This is a genomic window from Hyphomicrobium sp. MC8b (genome assembly GCF_905067615.1).
Taxonomy (GTDB): Bacteria; Pseudomonadota; Alphaproteobacteria; order Rhizobiales; family Hyphomicrobiaceae; genus Hyphomicrobium_B.
Map to the genome: position 1 here is coordinate 599,523 of NZ_LR898465.1, position 17,700 is coordinate 617,222.

The window sequence follows — 17,700 nt, forward strand, 5'->3', positions numbered from 1 at the left end:
ATTTGACGGTTCGCTTGGCGCCTCCTATCACGTTCCAGACAAGGGGCGGTGCGGCCGGGGGACGATAAGGCGGGGATGATGCGGCTTAGCGAGGTGCTTCCGGCGGATATCGCGCCGCCGCCAGGTGCGGACGCCATTTCCGTTTCAGGCATCACGGCCGCGAGTGCTGCGGTAGGTCCGGGAGCGATTTTCGCCGGGCTGCCGGGCACGAAAGTTGATGGCTCTAGTTTCGTTCCTGAAGCGATCGAGCGGGGCGCAGTTGCCGTCATCGTTGGCAGGAACAAGGGCGTGCGCGTTCCCGAAGGCGTGGCGCTGATCGAGGTCAATAATCCCCGCGCCGCATTGGCCAAGATCGCGGCGAAGTTCGCGGGCCGCCAACCGAAAACAGCCGTCGCTGTCACAGGAACGAGCGGGAAAACGTCCGTCGCCGATTTCACGCGGCAGATCTTCACGGCGCTGGGTCACAAGGCGGCATCGGTCGGAACCATCGGCATCGTCAAGCCGTCCGGCGCCGTTTACGGTTCGCTGACGACGCCGGATCCCGTCACGCTGCATGCCGCGCTTGCGGCGCTCGCGGACGAAGGTGTGACGCATCTGGCGTTCGAGGCGTCGTCGCACGGACTTGACCAGCATCGGCTCGACGGCGTGGAGCTTTCGGCGGCGGCGTTCACGAACCTCGGCCGCGATCACATGGATTATCATCCGACAGTCGAAGATTATTTGCGTGCGAAGCTGCGGCTGTTCACGGAGCTTCTGCAACCGGGGCAGCCTGCTGTCATCAATGCGGACGGGGCTTATTCGCGTGACGTCGCGGCGGCGGCGAAGACGCGGGACTTGCGCGTGATGATGGTGGGCACGGGCGGCGATGCGCTTCAGCGCACGTCGCTATCGCGTGATGGATTTCGCCAGATCATCGGCGTGAGCGCGGGTGGTAAATCTTACGAGGTTCATTTGCCTTTGGTCGGTGCGTATCAGGTCGAGAATGCGCTGGTGGCTGCCGGTCTTGCGATAGCCGTCGGAGAAGAGACGGAAGCCGTGCTGCAGACGCTTCGCGGTTTGAAGGGCGTGCCTGGGCGGCTCGAAATCATCGGTGAGCGCAACGGCGGTCTCGCCATCGTCGATTATGCGCACAAGCCTGAGGCGCTGGCGGCGGCGCTCGATGCGTGCCGTCCGTTTGCGACCGGGCGGCTGATTTCGGTGTTCGGCTGCGGCGGCGACAGGGACAAGGGCAAGCGGCCGATCATGGGCCGCATTTCGGTCGAACGCGCCGACATCACGATTGTGACCGACGATAATCCACGCAGCGAGCAACCGGCTGAAATCCGCAAGGAAATTCTCGCGGGTGCGGTGGGCGCTCGCGAAATCGGCGACCGCGCGGAAGCCATCGCGACGGCGGTTCGCATGATGACTCCGGGCGATGTCGTGCTTGTGGCCGGAAAGGGTCACGAAACCGGCCAGATCATCGGCGATCGGATCATTCCGTTTTCCGATCACGACGAAGTTCGGAAGGCGCTCGCAAGCTGATGAACGCAATGAACGCTCTGTGGTCTTTCTCCGAACTTTCTTCTGCATTGGGCGTTGCGTCCGACGGTGACGGCGTTGCCATCACGGGCGTATCGATCGATACGCGGACGATGCAAGCGGGCGATCTTTTCGTCGCGCTCAAGGATCAGCGCGACGGGCACGAGTTCGTTTCGGCGGCGTTCAAGGCCGGGGCTGCTGCGGCCCTGGTCAGCCGCGATTATGTTCGCCAAGTGGGCGATGGCGCTTTGTTTCGCGTAACCGATCCGCTTGATGGGTTGGTGGCGTTGGGGCTAGCGTCGCGCAAACGGTTGTCGACAGATGCGCGCGTCGTCGGCGTGACGGGCAGCGTAGGCAAGACCGGTACCAAGGAGATGCTGCGCGCGTGTCTGTCGCGGCTCGGGGCTACGCACGCGTCGGAGAAATCCTACAACAACCATTGGGGCGTGCCGTTGACGTTGGCGCGGATGCCGGCCGATACGCGGTTCGCCGTGTTTGAGATCGGGATGAATCACGCGGGCGAGATCCGGCCGCTGACCAAGATGGTGCGTCCACATGCGGCGATCATCACCACGGTCGAAGCGGTGCATCTAGAGTATTTTCCGTCGGTCGCGGCCATCGCGGATGCCAAGGGCGAGATTTTCGAAGGCTTGCCGCATGGCGGGGGGGCGATCATCAAATATGACAATCCGTTTGCGGGTCGCCTCAAAGCTATCGCCGAGGCTTTCGGCGCGAAGCCGGTGACGTTCGGTTTTGACAGCAATGCCGACGCTTGCGGGTCGGATTTCCGGATGTCCGACGATGGCAGCGATATGACCGTTTCTATTGCGGGCCTGAGCATTCCGGTTCATCTGGCGATGCCGGGACGGCATATCGCGGAGAATGCACTGGCGGTTGCGGCCGCGGTTGCCGCCATCGGCGCGGAGGTCCCCACAGCGCTCGCTGCGCTGGCCGATCTTGTGCCGCCGAGCGGCCGGGGCGCGCGCAGCACGCTCTACGTCGGCGATGGAGAAGTGCTGCTCATCGACGAGAGCTACAACGCCAATCCGGCCTCGATGCAGGCGGCTCTGGCGACCCTCGGAGCGGTTCCTCGACAAAGATTTATGCGACGGATTGCGGTGCTCGGCGACATGCTGGAACTCGGCAGCGAGGCTCCGGCGCTACACTCCGGCCTCAAAAGTGCCGTCGATGCGGCGGATGTCGATTTGGTGTTCGCATGCGGGCCGCATATGAAAGGCCTTTATGATGCCCTACCAGCGGCCAAGAAAGGCGGCTACTCTCTGACGTCGGCGCCGCTCGAAATCGCGCTTGCGGATCGTCTGAGGGCGGGCGATGTCGTGATGGTGAAGGCATCGAACGGGACGCGGCTCGGCGCTGTGGTGGCGGCGCTGAAATCACAGTTTGGCAAAGACGGGCCCGCCGCTTAGCCGGCCGGGATCATTGAGGGGGAAGTTCGCGCGGCATGCTCTACGAGCTCGTCAATTTCAGCGACCAGATCAGCGCGCTGAACGTCTTTCGCTACATCACCTTCCGCACCGGCGGCGCGATCTTTACAGCGCTGTTGTTCGTGATGATGTTCGGACCGGCGATCATCGATCTCCTTCGCGTCAAGCAGGGCAAAGGGCAGCCGATCCGCGACGACGGCCCGGCAACGCATCTTTTGAAGCGTGGTACGCCGACGATGGGCGGGCTGATGATCCTCGCCGGCGTCACGGTCTCGACGCTGCTCTGGGCGCAGCTCGACAACGGCTATATCTGGGTCGTGCTCGGCGTTGCGCTTTCGTATGGCGCGATCGGTTTTTATGACGACTTTCTGAAGGTGACGAAGCGGTCGACTGCGGGCTTCTCAGGCCGCATCCGCTTCCTGCTCGAACTTTTCGTGGCCGCGCTGGCGGGCTTTGCGCTGATGAAGCTCAGTCCGGCCGGGCTCGCGACGGATTTGACGTTTCCGTTCTTCAAAGAGCTGGTCATCGATCTCGGGCCGTTTTTCGTGCTGATGGCCGTATTGGTGATCGCGGGTGCGGGCAATGCCGTCAACCTGACGGACGGGCTCGACGGCCTTGCCATCGTTCCGGTCATGATCGCGGCGGCGACGTTCGGCATGATTGCGTATCTCTCGGGTAACGCGAAATTCGCGGGCTACCTGCAAATTCATCACGTGCCGGGCACGGGCGAGTTGTCCGTCATCTGCGGGGCGCTGATCGGCGCTGGCCTTGGCTTCCTGTGGTTCAATGCACCGCCCGCCATGATCTTCATGGGCGACACCGGCTCGCTGGCGCTGGGCGGCACGCTCGGGGCGATTGCGGTCGCGATCAAACACGAGATCGTGCTGGCGGTCGTCGGCGGCCTGTTCGTGCTCGAAACGCTGTCCGTCATCATCCAGGTGCTGTCGTTCAAGTGGACCGGCAAGCGCGTCTTCAAGATGGCGCCATTGCATCACCACTACGAGCAAAAGGGCTGGAAGGAATCGACGGTCGTGATCCGGTTCTGGATCATTTCGGTGATTTTGGCGCTGATCGGCCTTTCGTCCCTGAAACTGCGCTAGGACGCCAAACGACGCGACTTGCTGTAGATTGACCTCGATGATTCGCGCGACGTCCTTTAAGGGAAAATCCGTAGCGGTATTTGGGCTGGGTGCCTCCGGCATCGCGGCCGCCGAGGCTTTGATTGCCGGCGGCGCCATCGTCTCCGCTTGGGATGACGGCATCGCGGCGCGGGATGCAGCCATCGCCAGGGATATTCCGCTTTTTGATCTGTCCGTTGTGGATTGGTCGGGCTTCGCCGCGCTGGTGCTGGCACCGGGCGTGCCGCTGACCCATCCGGAGCCGCATTGGACGGTGAAACGCGCGACCGAGCACGGTGTTGCGGTCATCGGCGATATCGAGATTTTTGCGCGCGAGCGGGCGCTGCATGCCCCCGGCTCGCCGTTCATTGGGGTCACCGGCACCAATGGCAAATCGACGACGACGGCGCTGATCTCGCACATTCTGCGGCACGCGGGGCTCGACGTGCAGATGGGGGGCAATATCGGCAGGCCGATCCTGACGCTTGAGCCGCCAGAGCCGGGACGGTTTCATGTCGTCGAGCTGTCGTCGTTCCAGATCGACCTGACACCGACGCTCGGTCCGACCGTCGGTGTGATGCTGAACGTCACGCCCGATCATCTCGACCGCCACGGCTCGATCGAGCATTACGCCGAGATCAAGGAGCGCCTCGTGCTCGGCGCGGACATTGCGGCGGTCGGCATCGATGACGACTTCGGCCTGGCGATGCTGCGCAGGCGGATCAACGTCGGTCCTGTTGTGGCCTTCAGCGCGGAAAAATCCATCGCACCGGGTTACAGCCTGCTCGGCGATACGATCGTATGCAGCAATCGCGAAGGCCTCGCCGTCAAGCTCGGTACACTCGAAGGTGTCCCGACGCTGCGCGGCAAGCACAATGGTCAGAACGCGTTGGCCGCCGTTGCGGCGGTTCGGGAGTGTCTCAGCGCGCTCGGGCGGACGACCGATCTCGATTGGCAGGGTGCGCTGTCGTCGTTCCCCGGTCTGCCGCACCGGATGGAAGAGATCGGCCGCATCGGCAAGGTGCTGTTCATCAACGATAGCAAAGCGACGAATGCGGACTCGACGGAGAAAGCGCTACAGTCGTTTCCGCGTGATGTCTATTGGATCGCAGGCGGCAAGCCGAAGGCAGGCGGCATCGAGAGCTTGGAGCCGCATTTCGGCGGTATCACGAAAGCATATTTGATCGGCGAGGCCACGGATGCCTTCGCAGCGACGCTCGACGGCAAAGTTCCGTTCGAGCGCAGCGGCACGCTGAACGAGGCGCTATGGGCGGCTTCGGCTGACGCTCAGTTGAGCGATGGGCAGGAACCCGTCGTGCTGCTTTCGCCCGCGTGCGCGAGCTACGATCAGTTCCGTAATTTCGAAGTCCGCGGCGATTGTTTCCGGGGGCTGGTCGCAGCTCTTCCCGGCATCGAATTGCGGGCTGGGCCATGAAGCTCTCGCGCGCCGATCGCAGTCTGCTTGCGGAGTGGTCGTTCACGATCGATCGCGGGCTGCTGATCGCGCTGCTGTCGCTCATCGCCATTGGTGTCGTGCTGTCGGTTGCGGCGTCGCCTGCGGTTGCGATCAAGAAAGGTTTGCCGACCTATTATTTCGTCGAGCGGCATGTGTTCTTCGCGGCGCTCGGTACGATCCTGATGATCGTCATTTCGTTTTTTACGCCGGGCGGCGTCAGGCGACTGGCGGCAGGGCTGTTTCTCGTCGCGATCGGCGGCATGATCGTCGTGATTTTTTCCGGTGCCGAGATCAACGGCGCGCAGCGGTGGCTGAGTTTCGGCGGCTATACGATTCAGCCGTCCGAATTTGCGAAGCCGGCGTTTATCGTCATCCTGGCGTGGCTGTTCGGTGAGGCGGGAAAGCGCGGCGATATGCCGGCGCTCCCGTTCGGGTTGGCGCTCTGGGCGTTCTTCGGGGCGATCCTGGTGGCGCAACCTGACGTCGGCCAGACCGTGCTGATCAGCGCGACCGCGGGCCTCATGTATCTGCTCGCTGGAATGCCGGTGATCGGTGCGGGCATTCTGGTGGTTCTTGGCGGTTGCGGAATGGGGATGGCCTATATCTACTTTCCGCACGTGCAATCGCGCTTCGACAAGTTTTTCGGCGCGGCGCCGATGGAGAATTCGCAGGCGGGCCGGGCTATTCAATCGTTTACGGAAGGCGGCTTGTTCGGCCGTGGGCCGGGTGAGGGCGTGATCAAGTCGATCCTGCCCGACGCGCACACCGATTACATTTTCGCGGTGATCGGCGAGGAATACGGTGCGATCGCGTGTATCGCGCTGCTCGGCGTTTTCGCTTTTATCGTGGCGCGGGCCATGCGGCGCGCTGCGAACGAACCCAACACCGCCGACCGGCTCGCGATCCAGGGGCTGGCGCTCGTTTTCGGGCTGCAATCGCTTATCAACATGGGCGTCAATATCGGGCTGCTGCCGCCGAAGGGCATGACGCTGCCGTTCATTTCCGCGGGCGGATCGTCGATGTTGGCGCTGGCAGTTACCGCGGGCATGCTGCTGGCGTTGACGCGATGGCGGCCCGATCCACAGCGCCTCAAAAAGCCGCGATGGATTCCAGCTATCGACGAAGTACAACTCGGGGGTCAAACTCCAACACGATGAGCAAGAGGTAATGGCGGGCGCGCAATCCATCATGCTTGCCGCAGGGGGAACGGGCGGGCATTTGTTCCCGGCATTCGCCTTGGCCGAAGAGCTGAAGCGCCGCGGCGTCGTCGTCGATCTGATGACGGACATGCGTGGCGATCGTTATGGCGGCGGTTTTCCGGCGCGCGATATTTATCAGGTGCCGTCGGCGACGCTTGCGTCGCGGTCTCCTGGCAATATCGCGAAGACGGCGCTGATGCTGGCGCGCGGCACGAAGGCGGCGTATTCGATCCTCGGCCGCGTAAAGCCTGCAGCGATCATTGGCTTCGGTGGCTATCCGACATATCCGCCGCTCGTTGCGGCGCGGCTGCGCGGAATTCCGACTGCTATTCATGAGCAGAATGCCGTGCTCGGGCGCGCCAACAAGCTGTTAGCGAAACGCGTCACGGCAATCGCCACGTCATTCGAGCGCACGAAGTTTCTGGAAGGAAAGCTCGCCGAAAAAGCGGTGCTGACCGGAAATCCAGTGCGCCAAGCGGTCATGGATGCCGCGACGCGCCCTTATGAAGCGCCAGCCGGGGAGGGCGTGATCCGTCTTCTAATTTTCGGCGGCAGCCAGGGTGCGCGGTTTTTCTCAGATACTGTCCCGCTCGCGCTTTTTGCGCTTCCCGATCACATCCGGGGGCGGCTGCGCGTGGTGCAGCAAGCGCGCGAAGAGGATATCGAGCGCGTCAACGATGCCTATTTGGAGGCGAACATCAGCGCCGAAATTGCGCCGTTTTTCGCAGATCTCCCGGCTCGGATGGCGGCCGCGCATCTCGTCATCGGGCGGGCGGGTGCTTCCACGGTTGCGGAATTGACGGTGATGGGGCGGCCCTCCATCCTGGTGCCGTTGCCGCACGCGCTCGACAACGATCAGCTCAACAATGCGCGCCGCTTAGCGGAATCGGGCGGCGCGTGGTGCATCGAGCAGCGAAACCTGTCGCCGGAACGCCTCGCTGACGAACTGGAAAAGCTCTTGATTGCGCCTGACGCCCTTGCGGCGGCAGCGAAGGCCGCTAAAACCGCTGGACGCCCCGATGCCGTCCGGAATTTGGCCGATTTTACGCTGGCTTTAGCAGAAGGGCGTAAAACAGGTACGGGGCGTGACCATTGAGGGATCTGCATTTCGTCGAACCGCGCGAGATAGAGACAGCGAGGAAGCTTCCGGCCATGCAAATGCCGCGCGACATCGGACCTTTCCACATCATCGGCATTGGCGGTATCGGCATGAGCGCGATTGCCGAAATTCTGGTCGCCAAAGGATACACCGTTCAGGGATCCGATCAGAAAGAAAGCGCCAACGTCAAACGCCTGCGCTCGAAGGGTATTCGCGTTTTTGTCGGCCATGATCCGGTGAACCTCATCGGCGCGCGGTACGTCGTAATTTCGACGGCGGTGAAGGCGCTCAATCCGGAATTGGTCGCGGCGCGTCAGAAGGGCCTGACGATCATCCGCCGCGCTGAAATTCTCGCCGAGCTGATGCGGCTCTATTCGACGGTCTCGGTGACGGGCACGCACGGCAAGACGACGACGACGTCGCTGCTGTCCCATATCTTCACGGAAGCGGGTGAAGAGCCGACCGTTATCACGGGCGGTATCATCAACGCCTGGGGCTCGAACGCGCGGCTCGGCCAGGGCAAGTGGATGATCGTCGAAGCGGACGAGAGCGATGGCACGTTCACGCGGCTGCCGACGGAAATCGGCATCGTGACGAACATCGATCCGGAGCATCTCGATTACTTCGGCTCGGTCGAAGCGATGCACCGCGAATACGAAGCCTTTCTGCGCAACATTCCGTTCTTCGGACTGACGGTTGTCTGCATCGATCATCCCGTCGTGCGGGAGATGGTGCAGAGACTGAACCTGCGCGCCGATGGCCGCCGACTGCTGACGTACGGACAGAGCGAGGATGCCGATCTTCGGCTGACGGGCGTCCGCATCGTCGGCAACACGACCTATTTCGATGCGAGCCTGGCGGCGCGGGTCAAAGGCGGTGCGCGCGTGTTGCTGGATTGGTCGGTGCCGGTGCCCGGCGCGCACAATGCGCTCAATGCGCTTGCAGCAGTTGCGGTTTCGACGCACGCCGGATTGTCCGACGCCAAGATCAAGGCCGCGATGGCCGGTTTCTCCGGCGTGAAGCGCCGCTTCCAGTTCACCGGCGAATGGAACGGCGTGACGATTTACGACGACTACGGCCATCATCCGGCGGAAATCGCGGCGGTGCTGGCAGCAGCGCGCGGCGGCACGAAAGGTCGCGTGATCGCGGTCGTCGAACCGCATCGCTACACGCGCGTGCGCGACCTGATGGACGAGTTCGCGCAATGCTTCAAGGACGCCGACAGCGTGATCGTGGCGCCGCTCTATACCGCTGGCGAAAACCCGATCGACGGCGTCGATAATCGCTCGCTGGCTGACCGCATCCGAACGGTTGGCGGACGTCCCGCAGAGGCCGTCGACGATCCGGCGCTTATCGTGCAAGCCATTAAGCGGCTGGCGCGGCCGGGGGATCTCGTCATTTGCCTCGGTGCCGGTAATTCGACCGAGTGGGCAAATGCTTTGCCGGCATGGCTGGCGGAAGAACCGAAACGTACCGGGAGCGCGGGGTGATGTTCACGGACATCACCGACGACCTCAAGGCCGCGATGCCGGAGCTCAAGGGCAGGCTGAGCGCGAATGCCTCTTTAGCGGATGTCACTTGGTTTCGGGTGGGCGGTCCGGCGCAGATGCTGTTCATGCCTGCCGACGAAGCTGACCTTGCGTATTTCCTGAAGCATCGGCCGAGCGATGTTCCGGTGCAGGTCATCGGGCTCGGCTCGAACCTGCTCGTCCGCGATGGGGGAGTGCCGGGTGTCGTCATCCGGCTCGGGCGCGGGTTTTCTGAAATCGCCGTCGAAGACGGGCATCGGCTGCGCGTCGGCACGGCAGTTCCCGACGTGAAGGTCGCGCGGGCGGCGGCGGACGCGGGCATTTGTGGGCTCGCGTTCTATCGCGGCATTCCGGGGTCCATCGGCGGCGCGCTGCGTATGAATGCGGGTGCACACGGGCGTGAGACGAAAGATTGTCTGATCGGCGCGCGTGCGGTTGATCCAAGTGGCACCGTTCATGTGCTGTCGCTCGCCGACATGGGTTTCACCTATCGTCATTGCGGCATTCCGAAAGACTGGATTTTCACAGAAGCGACGTATGCGGGTGAGCCCGGCGATCCGGCTGAAATCCTAAAAGAGATGGATGCGGTCGCGGAGTATCGAGAGAAGAACCAGCCGATCAAGGAACGGACCGGCGGCTCAACGTTCAAGAACCCGCCCGGTCATAGTGCGTGGAAACTTGTCGATCAGGCGGGGTGCCGTGGGCTTCGCGTCGGTGGTGCGAAGGTTTCGGAGATGCACTGCAATTTTCTGATCAATGACAATCAAGCGAGCGGCGAAGACGTCGAGACGCTCGGTGAGACGGTTAGGGCGCGCGTTCGCGAGACGGCCGGCATCACGCTCGACTGGGAGATCATTCGTCTCGGTATTCCCAAACCCGGCCGTCCGGTCGGGGAAGCGCTGGCCGCTGAGCGAGCCGACCAAAACTAATTCACAGCACATGATTTTCAATCTGCAAGCGAGCCAGACATGAACACACTCGGCCCGGTCCCGAAGCGTACGCGCAATCACGTCGCCGTTCTGAAGGGTGGCCTTTCGGCTGAGCGCGAGGTGAGCCTCAATTCCGGCGCGGCGGTTGGGGAGGCGCTGCTGCAGAGCGGCTACACGGTGACCGAGATCGACGTCGACCGCGATCTCGGCAGCCGGTTGGAGGAGCTGAAGCCTGACGTTTGCTTCAACGCGCTGCACGGCAAGTTCGGCGAGGATGGCTGCGTGCAGGGCGTGCTGGAGCTGCTCGGCATTCCCTACACTCACTCCGGAGTTCTGGCGTCGGCACTCGCCATGCACAAGGAGCGGGCGAAGGACATCATGAAGCTTGCGGGAGTGCCCGTTGCCGATGCCACTCTGGTGACGCGCGGCGAGGCGCTGGAGGGCCACGTCATGGCTCCCCCTTACGTCGTAAAGCCGGTGACGGAGGGGTCGAGCGTCGGCGTCGTAATCGTGCCGCCCGGCGCCGAGCGGCCGCCGAACTCGATCGCAGCTGGTGGTCCGCTCGATCAGATCGTGATGGTCGAGCGTTATGTGGCGGGGCGCGAGTTAACCTGCGCCGTCATTGGCAATTTTGTGACGGATATCATTGAAATTGTGCCGCTTCGCGGCCTCGCGTTCTACGATTATGAGGCCAAATACGCACCCGGCGGCTCGAAGCACGAACTGCCCGCGAAACTTTTACCAGATGTTTACCAGACACTCCGTTCCTTAACGTTAAGGGCGCATCAGGCTTTGGGCTGTCGCGGCGTATCGCGGGCCGACTTTCGCTACGACGACACGGCCGGTGGAACGGGCGAGCTGATCTGCCTCGAAGTCAACACTCAGCCGGGCATGACGGGGACATCCCTGGTGCCCGAGCTGGCGGGTTATGCCGGGTGGTCGTTCGGTGACCTAGTCCGGTGGATGGTCGAGGACGCGAGTTGCAACAGGTAGAGAGCAAGCATCGGTTCTGGTGGCGGGCTGCACATGATGCGCCAACGCCGGAACCGGAGGCTGCTCAATGGGTGCCGCCCTCGCCCGAGGCGACGCCGACGACCCGCGGGCGCAGCTCTGCGGATACGATCTCCAAGCGCGTGACGACCAAACTTCAAATTCCGCGTGGCGAACGTCGCCTGAGACGCACGCGTCGCGGACGGCGGTGGGTGATGCCGTCGGCAGTTGCCGCACTGGTCGCGGCTGTCGCTGGCGTGGCGGCCTATACGCTGCCGCTCGACAAGCTCGTGGCTTTCGATTTCTCCGACAAAGCTGACAGTCTGATGATCGCGGCGGGTTTCGGCATCGATCAGGTCAACCTCTCCGGCCAGCATTTCACATCCGATTCCGACGTGTACGACGCCTTGGACCTCACCAACGTAAAAACATTCGCAGCTTTCGATTCTGACGCCGCCATGAAGCGGATCGAGCGCATTCCGTGGGTCGATACCGTGCAACTTACTCGCATCTATCCAGGGACGCTCGATATCGTCATTCATGAGCGCGCTCCGGCTTTCGTGTGGACGCGGGGCGAAACGAATTATCTCGTTGATGCGACGGGGCGGGCGCTTGGGCCGATGCCGACCGCCAGCACATGGAAATTGCCGCGCGTGGTCGGTGAGGGCGCCGACAGCGAAGCGATGCTGATGCTCTCAGCCGTTCATCTCGTTCCCAAGATCGAGCGGCAGTACGCCTATGGCGAGCGTGTTGCCGAGCGGCGGTGGCGGATCGTCTTGCGGAACGGCACGGCGCTCGACCTCGCCGCCGATCGCGAGATCGAAGGTTTGCAGGAAATCGCCAATACGCCGGCGGTCCAGGCAGCCTTGACCGGCGCGCCGATGATCGTCGACGTGCGCACGCCGGGCCGGATCGCGATGCGGCCGGTAACGTCATCTGCGCGGACGGCATCTCTCAGAAGCTCCGGGACGACAGCGGTCGCCTCGGCGCAACAGTAGGGGGCTGGCATGGCGGAGCGGCGCACCTACAAGACCTTCGGGCTTCTCGATATCGGCACTAGCAAGACTGTTGCCGGCGTCGTCGTCGCCGAATACGTGGCCGGAATGGCGATGCCGTCGTTGCGGCTCGCGGGTCTTGGCATGCAGCGTTCGAAAGGCGTCAAAGCCGGAGTTTTGACGGATCTCGATGAAGCGGAAGGCGTCGTTCGCGGCGTCATCAGCCAAGCAGAGCGCGCGGCCGGAACGTCGGTCGGCGGCTTTACGCTGTCTGTATCGGCGGGGCGGATTTCATCGGTTCATTGCACGGCGCGTGCGGATATCGAAACCGGCAGCGTGCGGGAAGAAGATCTGGCGCGGCTGATGTCAGCGGGCGAAAGCTACGCTGAGCGCAACGGCCGAACGCTGCTCCATCTCAACCACCTGGGCTATGAGGTCGATGGGGCACAGGGTGTCCGCGATCCGCTCGGTCTTTCGGCGCGACGAATCTCGGCCGGGCTGCACGCCGTGACGGCGGATGAAGCGCCGCTGCGCAATCTGCTGGTTCTGATCGACCGGTGCTATGCGAGTTGCGATGCGCTCGTCGCGTCGCCTTATGCAAGTGCGCTCGCTGCTACAACGCTAGAAGAGCGGCAATTCGGTGTGACATGCATCGATTTCGGCGCCGGAACGACGTCGATCACGCTCTTCGCAGATGGGCGCTTTACGGGCATCGACGTGATCCCGGTCGGCAGTCAACATATTACCTACGATATTGCGAAGGCGTTGCAGACGCCACTTGCAGAAGCCGAGCGAATCAAAACGCTTTATGGCACACTCCTCAACGCCCAGTCAGACGAGCATGAGTCGTTCTCCTATCCGATCGCCGGAGAGGAGGATGACGGCAGCTACGAAACAACGAAAGCGCGGCTCACGGATATCATCCGGCCGCGCGTGCAGCAGATCCTGGGGCTTGTGCGCGAGCGCTTAACGCTGAACGCCGCGAGCCGCTACGTGGGAGACAAGATCGTACTGACGGGCGGGGCCAGCCAACTCACCGGATTGCCGGGATTCGTCGCGGATACGTTCGGACGTTCGGTCCGGCTCGGTCGGCCGATGGATCTGCACGGTCTTGCCGCAAGTCTCTCAGGGCCGCAGCTCGCGACGCTTTCCGGTCTTGCGATCGTGGCGGCGCGCGGAGACGGCGAACTCAACATGGCGCGCGGTCGCAAGACCGTGACGCAAGGATATCTCGGTCGCGTCGGAACGTGGCTTAAAGGCGGGTTTTAAAGACGTGTCGAAGACAGAAATGAGATCGTCGAAGCAGGCGGCGTTGGCGGCAGAAACAGTCGTGCCGAACGCCCAACTATCATTCTCGGGGACGCCATGAGCATCAAGCTGCAACTGCCGAAGCTGGTCGACGCCAAGCCTCGGATCACCGTCATCGGCGTCGGCGGCGCGGGCTGCAATGCCGTCAACAACATGATTGCCGCCGGGCTTCAGGGCGTGCAGTTCGTGGTTGCGAACACGGACGCGCAATCGCTCGATGCTTCGAGTGCGGAACATCGTATTCAGCTCGGCATCAATCTGACCGAAGGGCTCGGCGCAGGCGCCAAGCCGGAGATCGGCGAAGCTGCGGCGGAAGAAGCGCTCGAAGAGCTTCGTACGCATATTGCAGGCGCGCACATGGTGTTCATCGCGGCCGGTATGGGCGGCGGCACTGGCACGGGCGCGGCATCCGTCATCGCGCGGATTGCGCGGGAGCTTGGAGCGCTGACGGTCGGCGTCGTCTGCAAGCCGTTCCAATTCGAAGGCGCGCGGCGCATGCGCATTGCGGAGGCGGGTGTCGAAAACCTGCGCCATCTCGTCGATACGTTGATCGTCATTCCGAACCAGAACCTGTTCCGGATTGCCAATGAGCGGACGACATTTGCGGAAGCCTTCGTTCTGGCCGACCAGGTGCTCTATTCGGGCGTCGCCTGCATCGTCGAGCTTGTTCTCAAGGAAGGCCTTATCAATCTCGATTTCGCCGATGTCCGCACGATCATGAGCGGCATGGGTACGGCGATGATGGGCACGGGCGAAGCGACCGGTGAACAGCGCGCCATACTCGCGGCGGAAGAAGCCATTGCCAATCCGCTGCTCGATGACGTGACGCTGCGCGGCGCCAAGGGATTGCTGCTGTCGATCTCCGGCGGCCGCGACATGACGCTCTATGAGGTTGATGAGGCAGCGAGCCGCATCCGCCAGGAGGTCGATCACGATGCCAACATCATCGTTGGTGCGACATTCGATGAGCAGCTCGGCGATCGTCTTCGCGTCTCGATTGTTGCATCGGGCATGGATCACCGGATGGCCGAACGTATGATGGCCCAGCAGGCGGCCTTCAATGCTGCGCAGCAGGTGCAGGGTCACGGTCAGGGCACGTATGCTCCCCAGTCACAGCAGCAGGCTGCGGAGATGTCGCAGCAGCATGCAGCGCCACAGCAGCAGGTGGAACGCAGTGCCGTGCTCCCCGCACCTCCGGGCGACCTGCAGCGGCGTCTTGCTGAAGCTTTGCAGGCGCCGACGGCTGCGGCACCACAGAATTTTTCTGAGCCTATCCACAGAGAACAACCGCGTGGTGGCCGCGACAGCTGGGTAGCCCCAGGGAATGTCATGATCGAGGACGGGCTGGAAAATTTTCCTCCCCTGTCCGGTAACGCATTGTTACGGACCCCGCCCCTTCCGGCCGACGCTCCGGCGCAAAATTACGATCATCGATTCGAGCCGCAGGCCCCGACGGAGATCCAGCGTGGCGCGCGCCGGGTGCCGGGCATCGAGGAATTTCCGCCGCAGGCGCAGAAGGAATGGAATGCGCGTCAGAACGGTGCTCCGCGGACCCACGGCAGAGATGCAGAAGAGCAAAGAAAACCGGGCCTTTTGGGACGTTTTGCCGGTTTAGGCCGGAGATAATCAGCCGTATACGGAATAGAATTTCTCGCCGCCACATTTCCGGCTTCGAACGTGATAGAAAGGTGGCGAGAGAGTGCGATTTTTCGGGTGAAGAACGCGGTCAAAATGCGGCTGCATCAGGTCTCGGGAAACGTCAAGAATGGTTGCTAAAGCGTAACACAATGTAAGAAAGCGTGATTTGTCGGTGTTTAGCGAAGCAGTTAGCTTTTGTGCATTGACCACTTGTGATGAGCCTTTGATCAGAGCGGACGCGGCCAAAATAAGGCTGGAACGAGCTGATAGAATCAGAAGGACTTCAAGGTAGGTCAGGGGGTGGTTGGCCGCATATGCTGGGGAGCAGCGGTCCGCCAAGAGAATGAGGGACGGCGCTGTATGTCGAATCGATTCATCGGTGCGCGGCAAACCACGCTTGCCCGCGAGATCCAGTTGACAGGCACGGGGGTGCACAGCGGAGCTCCGGTATCACTCACACTGCATCCAGCAGAGGCTGATACTGGGCTCCGCTTTCTCGTTACCAAACGAGGAAGAGTCGTCTCGGAAATCGCGGCACACGTAGCGAACGTCAAAAATCTTACACTTTGTACCGTCATCGGCGACAGCGCTGGCACAACGATCAGCACAGTCGAACATCTCCTCGCCGCGCTTCGCGGTCTCTCGATCGACAACCTCTATATCGAGATCGACAGCAAAGAAGTTCCGATCATGGACGGCAGCTCGGCGGAATTCGTCGATGCCATTGACCGGGTCGGCATTCGCGAGCTTTCAGAGCCGCGCAAATACATCAAAGTTCTCAAACCTGTGCGGGTAGAAGAAAACGGCTGCTGGGGCGAACTTGAGCCGCATGCCGGGTTCCGCATGGACGTTGAAATCGATTTTGCAACGCCGGTGATCGGTCGCCAGCGGCTGCAGTACGAAATGAGCCCCGGCGTTTTCCGCCACGAGATCTCCCGCGCTCGCACGTTCGGCTTCATGAGCGACGTCGAGAAGTTGTGGAAGGCAGGTCTTGCACTCGGAGCCGACCTCACCAACACGGTTGCGATCGGTGACGGCAAGGTCATGAACCGCGACGGTCTTCGCTATCCGCAGGAGTTCGTGCGTCACAAGATGCTCGACGCGGTTGGCGATTTGGCGCTCGCCGGGCTGCCGCTCCTTGGCGCGTATCGCTCTTACAAGGGCGGCCACAAGCTCAACTCGATGGTGCTTCAGGCCCTGTTCGCCGATGCGTCGAACTGGGAATACGCACAGGCACCGCGCACCCGTGCAAGCCGCTCGCCGGTTCAGATCGTGTCTGAGACGGTTGTCGCCGCGGAATAAGCTTCGGCTTATTCCCGTCGGCTGGTGCTCCTGGCCCAATCGACGGCCTGGAATGCACCATATTCTGACGATACACTCGCCACACGGGGCTGTTAGCAGACAGCGCGCTGCCGACGATTCATCTTTCGGGGCGCGTCTCGGGGTGCTATCCGCTTGCGATCGTTGAGACGTGTGGTCGACAGCAACGCAGCCGTCGGCCTCTTTTGGAAGCAACGCGGCGTATGATGATATCGGCACGGCATCTTCTGAAAATCGTGAGCACAGTGTCGGTGTTGCTAGTGCTCGCGTTCTCGATGCTTGCCGTCGGCGGTTGCAGCAATGGACCGAAGCTCGATACGGCTGCGCTCAATCCCGATCCGCCAGCGAAGATGTTCGCCGACGCCGACGCGATGATGACGAAAGGCAATTTCGAAGACGCCGCGACGAAGTTCGAAGCCGTCGATCGTGACCACCCCTATTCGCAGGAAGCGCGCAAATCGATCGTGATGGCCGCATATGCGTATTATCGTGCCGGCAAGGCGCCGGAAGCGATCGCCTCGGCCGAGCGTTACGTCGCGATGCATCCGGGCACGAAAGAAGCGCCCATGGCGCACCATATTATCGCGGAAGCCTATTTCGATCAGATGAACAAGGCGGACCGCGATCAGACGGCGGCTCGCAAGGCGCTTGAGCAGCTCAAAATCTTGAAGGCGCGTTATCCGGACAGCGAGTACGCTAAGGACGCCGACAACAAAATTCGCATCTGCTTGGACAATCTCGCCGCTCAAGAGATGAATGTCGGGCGGTATTATCTTGATCGGCACAACTACGTCGGCGCCATCAATCGCTTCAAGACGGTCGTCAGCGATTATCAGACGACGGCGCATGTCGAGGAGGCGCTGGCGCGTCTTGTCGAATGCTATATGGCGCTCGGCATCACCAAGGAAGCCCAGAACGCAGCGGCGATCCTTGGGCACAACTATCCCGACAGCAAGTGGTACAAGGATTCCTACGCTCTACTGGAATCGGGCGGTCTGGCGCCACGCGAGGACAGCGATTCCTGGCTGAGCAAGACCTGGAATTCCGTTCCGAAGCTCTCGGTCCCGACGATCAAGATGCCGAGCATCAGCATGGGTAGCGGCTGATCTTGTCGGTCCGGCGGGTGGAACCTGTCGCTGTAACACCCTCCACA

The 17,700-nt window shown here is 62.1% G+C and carries 14 protein-coding genes; all 14 read left to right on the forward strand.

The window, feature by feature from the left end:
- Positions 1 to 78: 78 nt before the first annotated feature.
- The 14 genes from ACLB1Z_RS02895 (at position 79) to ACLB1Z_RS02960 (ending at position 17,653) form a co-directional block, all read left to right on the forward strand.
- Complete coding sequence (locus tag ACLB1Z_RS02895; RefSeq protein ID WP_409563221.1) at positions 79 to 1,524, forward strand: UDP-N-acetylmuramoyl-L-alanyl-D-glutamate--2,6-diaminopimelate ligase; 1,446 nt, start codon at positions 79 to 81, stop codon at positions 1,522 to 1,524.
- Complete coding sequence (locus ACLB1Z_RS02900; protein ID WP_409561958.1) at positions 1,524 to 2,948, forward strand: UDP-N-acetylmuramoylalanyl-D-glutamyl-2,6-diaminopimelate--D-alanyl-D-alanine ligase; 1,425 nt, start codon at positions 1,524 to 1,526, stop codon at positions 2,946 to 2,948. The genes ACLB1Z_RS02895 and ACLB1Z_RS02900 overlap by 1 nt, the downstream gene beginning before the upstream one ends.
- 35 nt (positions 2,949 to 2,983) lie before the next feature.
- On the forward strand, positions 2,984 to 4,066 hold the full coding sequence (mraY, locus tag ACLB1Z_RS02905; protein WP_013945977.1) for a phospho-N-acetylmuramoyl-pentapeptide-transferase: 1,083 nt from the start codon (positions 2,984 to 2,986) through the stop codon (positions 4,064 to 4,066).
- Positions 4,067 to 4,103: 37 nt separating this feature from the next.
- A complete protein-coding gene (gene murD / locus ACLB1Z_RS02910; protein ID WP_409561959.1) occupies positions 4,104 to 5,519 on the forward strand; it encodes a UDP-N-acetylmuramoyl-L-alanine--D-glutamate ligase in 1,416 nt (471 codons plus the stop codon).
- Positions 5,516 to 6,697 carry an FtsW/RodA/SpoVE family cell cycle protein gene (locus ACLB1Z_RS02915; protein WP_409561960.1) on the forward strand — a complete coding sequence of 394 codons (1,182 nt, stop codon included), beginning with the start codon at positions 5,516 to 5,518 and terminating at the stop codon, positions 6,695 to 6,697. The genes murD and ACLB1Z_RS02915 overlap by 4 nt, the downstream gene beginning before the upstream one ends.
- 10 nt (positions 6,698 to 6,707) lie before the next feature.
- Complete coding sequence (gene murG, locus ACLB1Z_RS02920; protein ID WP_409561961.1) at positions 6,708 to 7,835, forward strand: undecaprenyldiphospho-muramoylpentapeptide beta-N-acetylglucosaminyltransferase; 1,128 nt, start codon at positions 6,708 to 6,710, stop codon at positions 7,833 to 7,835.
- 56 nt (positions 7,836 to 7,891) lie between these two features.
- Complete coding sequence (gene murC, locus ACLB1Z_RS02925) at positions 7,892 to 9,328, forward strand: UDP-N-acetylmuramate--L-alanine ligase (RefSeq protein WP_409561962.1); 1,437 nt, start codon at positions 7,892 to 7,894, stop codon at positions 9,326 to 9,328.
- Positions 9,328 to 10,296, forward strand: coding sequence for a UDP-N-acetylmuramate dehydrogenase (gene murB, locus ACLB1Z_RS02930; protein ID WP_409561963.1), 969 nt, complete (start codon positions 9,328 to 9,330; stop codon positions 10,294 to 10,296). The genes murC and murB overlap by 1 nt, the downstream gene beginning before the upstream one ends.
- Positions 10,297 to 10,335: 39 nt before the next feature.
- A complete protein-coding gene (locus ACLB1Z_RS02935) occupies positions 10,336 to 11,289 on the forward strand; it encodes a D-alanine--D-alanine ligase (RefSeq protein WP_409561964.1) in 954 nt (317 codons plus the stop codon).
- Positions 11,277 to 12,284 (forward strand): cell division protein FtsQ/DivIB, encoded by a 1,008-nt coding sequence (locus ACLB1Z_RS02940; protein WP_409561965.1) that lies wholly within the window; start codon positions 11,277 to 11,279, stop codon positions 12,282 to 12,284. Before ACLB1Z_RS02935 ends, ACLB1Z_RS02940 begins: the two co-directional genes overlap by 13 nt.
- Before the next feature lie 9 nt (positions 12,285 to 12,293).
- Complete coding sequence (gene ftsA / locus ACLB1Z_RS02945) at positions 12,294 to 13,550, forward strand: cell division protein FtsA (protein WP_409561966.1); 1,257 nt, start codon at positions 12,294 to 12,296, stop codon at positions 13,548 to 13,550.
- Positions 13,551 to 13,646: 96 nt separating this feature from the next.
- Positions 13,647 to 15,215 carry a cell division protein FtsZ gene (gene ftsZ, locus ACLB1Z_RS02950; protein ID WP_409561967.1) on the forward strand — a complete coding sequence of 523 codons (1,569 nt, stop codon included), beginning with the start codon at positions 13,647 to 13,649 and terminating at the stop codon, positions 15,213 to 15,215.
- 372 nt (positions 15,216 to 15,587) lie between these two features.
- Complete coding sequence (lpxC, locus tag ACLB1Z_RS02955; RefSeq protein WP_013945988.1) at positions 15,588 to 16,529, forward strand: UDP-3-O-acyl-N-acetylglucosamine deacetylase; 942 nt, start codon at positions 15,588 to 15,590, stop codon at positions 16,527 to 16,529.
- Positions 16,530 to 16,750: 221 nt separating this feature from the next.
- The gene (locus tag ACLB1Z_RS02960) at positions 16,751 to 17,653 is read left to right on the forward strand and encodes an outer membrane protein assembly factor BamD (RefSeq protein ID WP_409561968.1); all 903 of its coding nucleotides are present in this window, start codon (positions 16,751 to 16,753) and stop codon (positions 17,651 to 17,653) included.
- Positions 17,654 to 17,700: the final 47 nt, after the last annotated feature.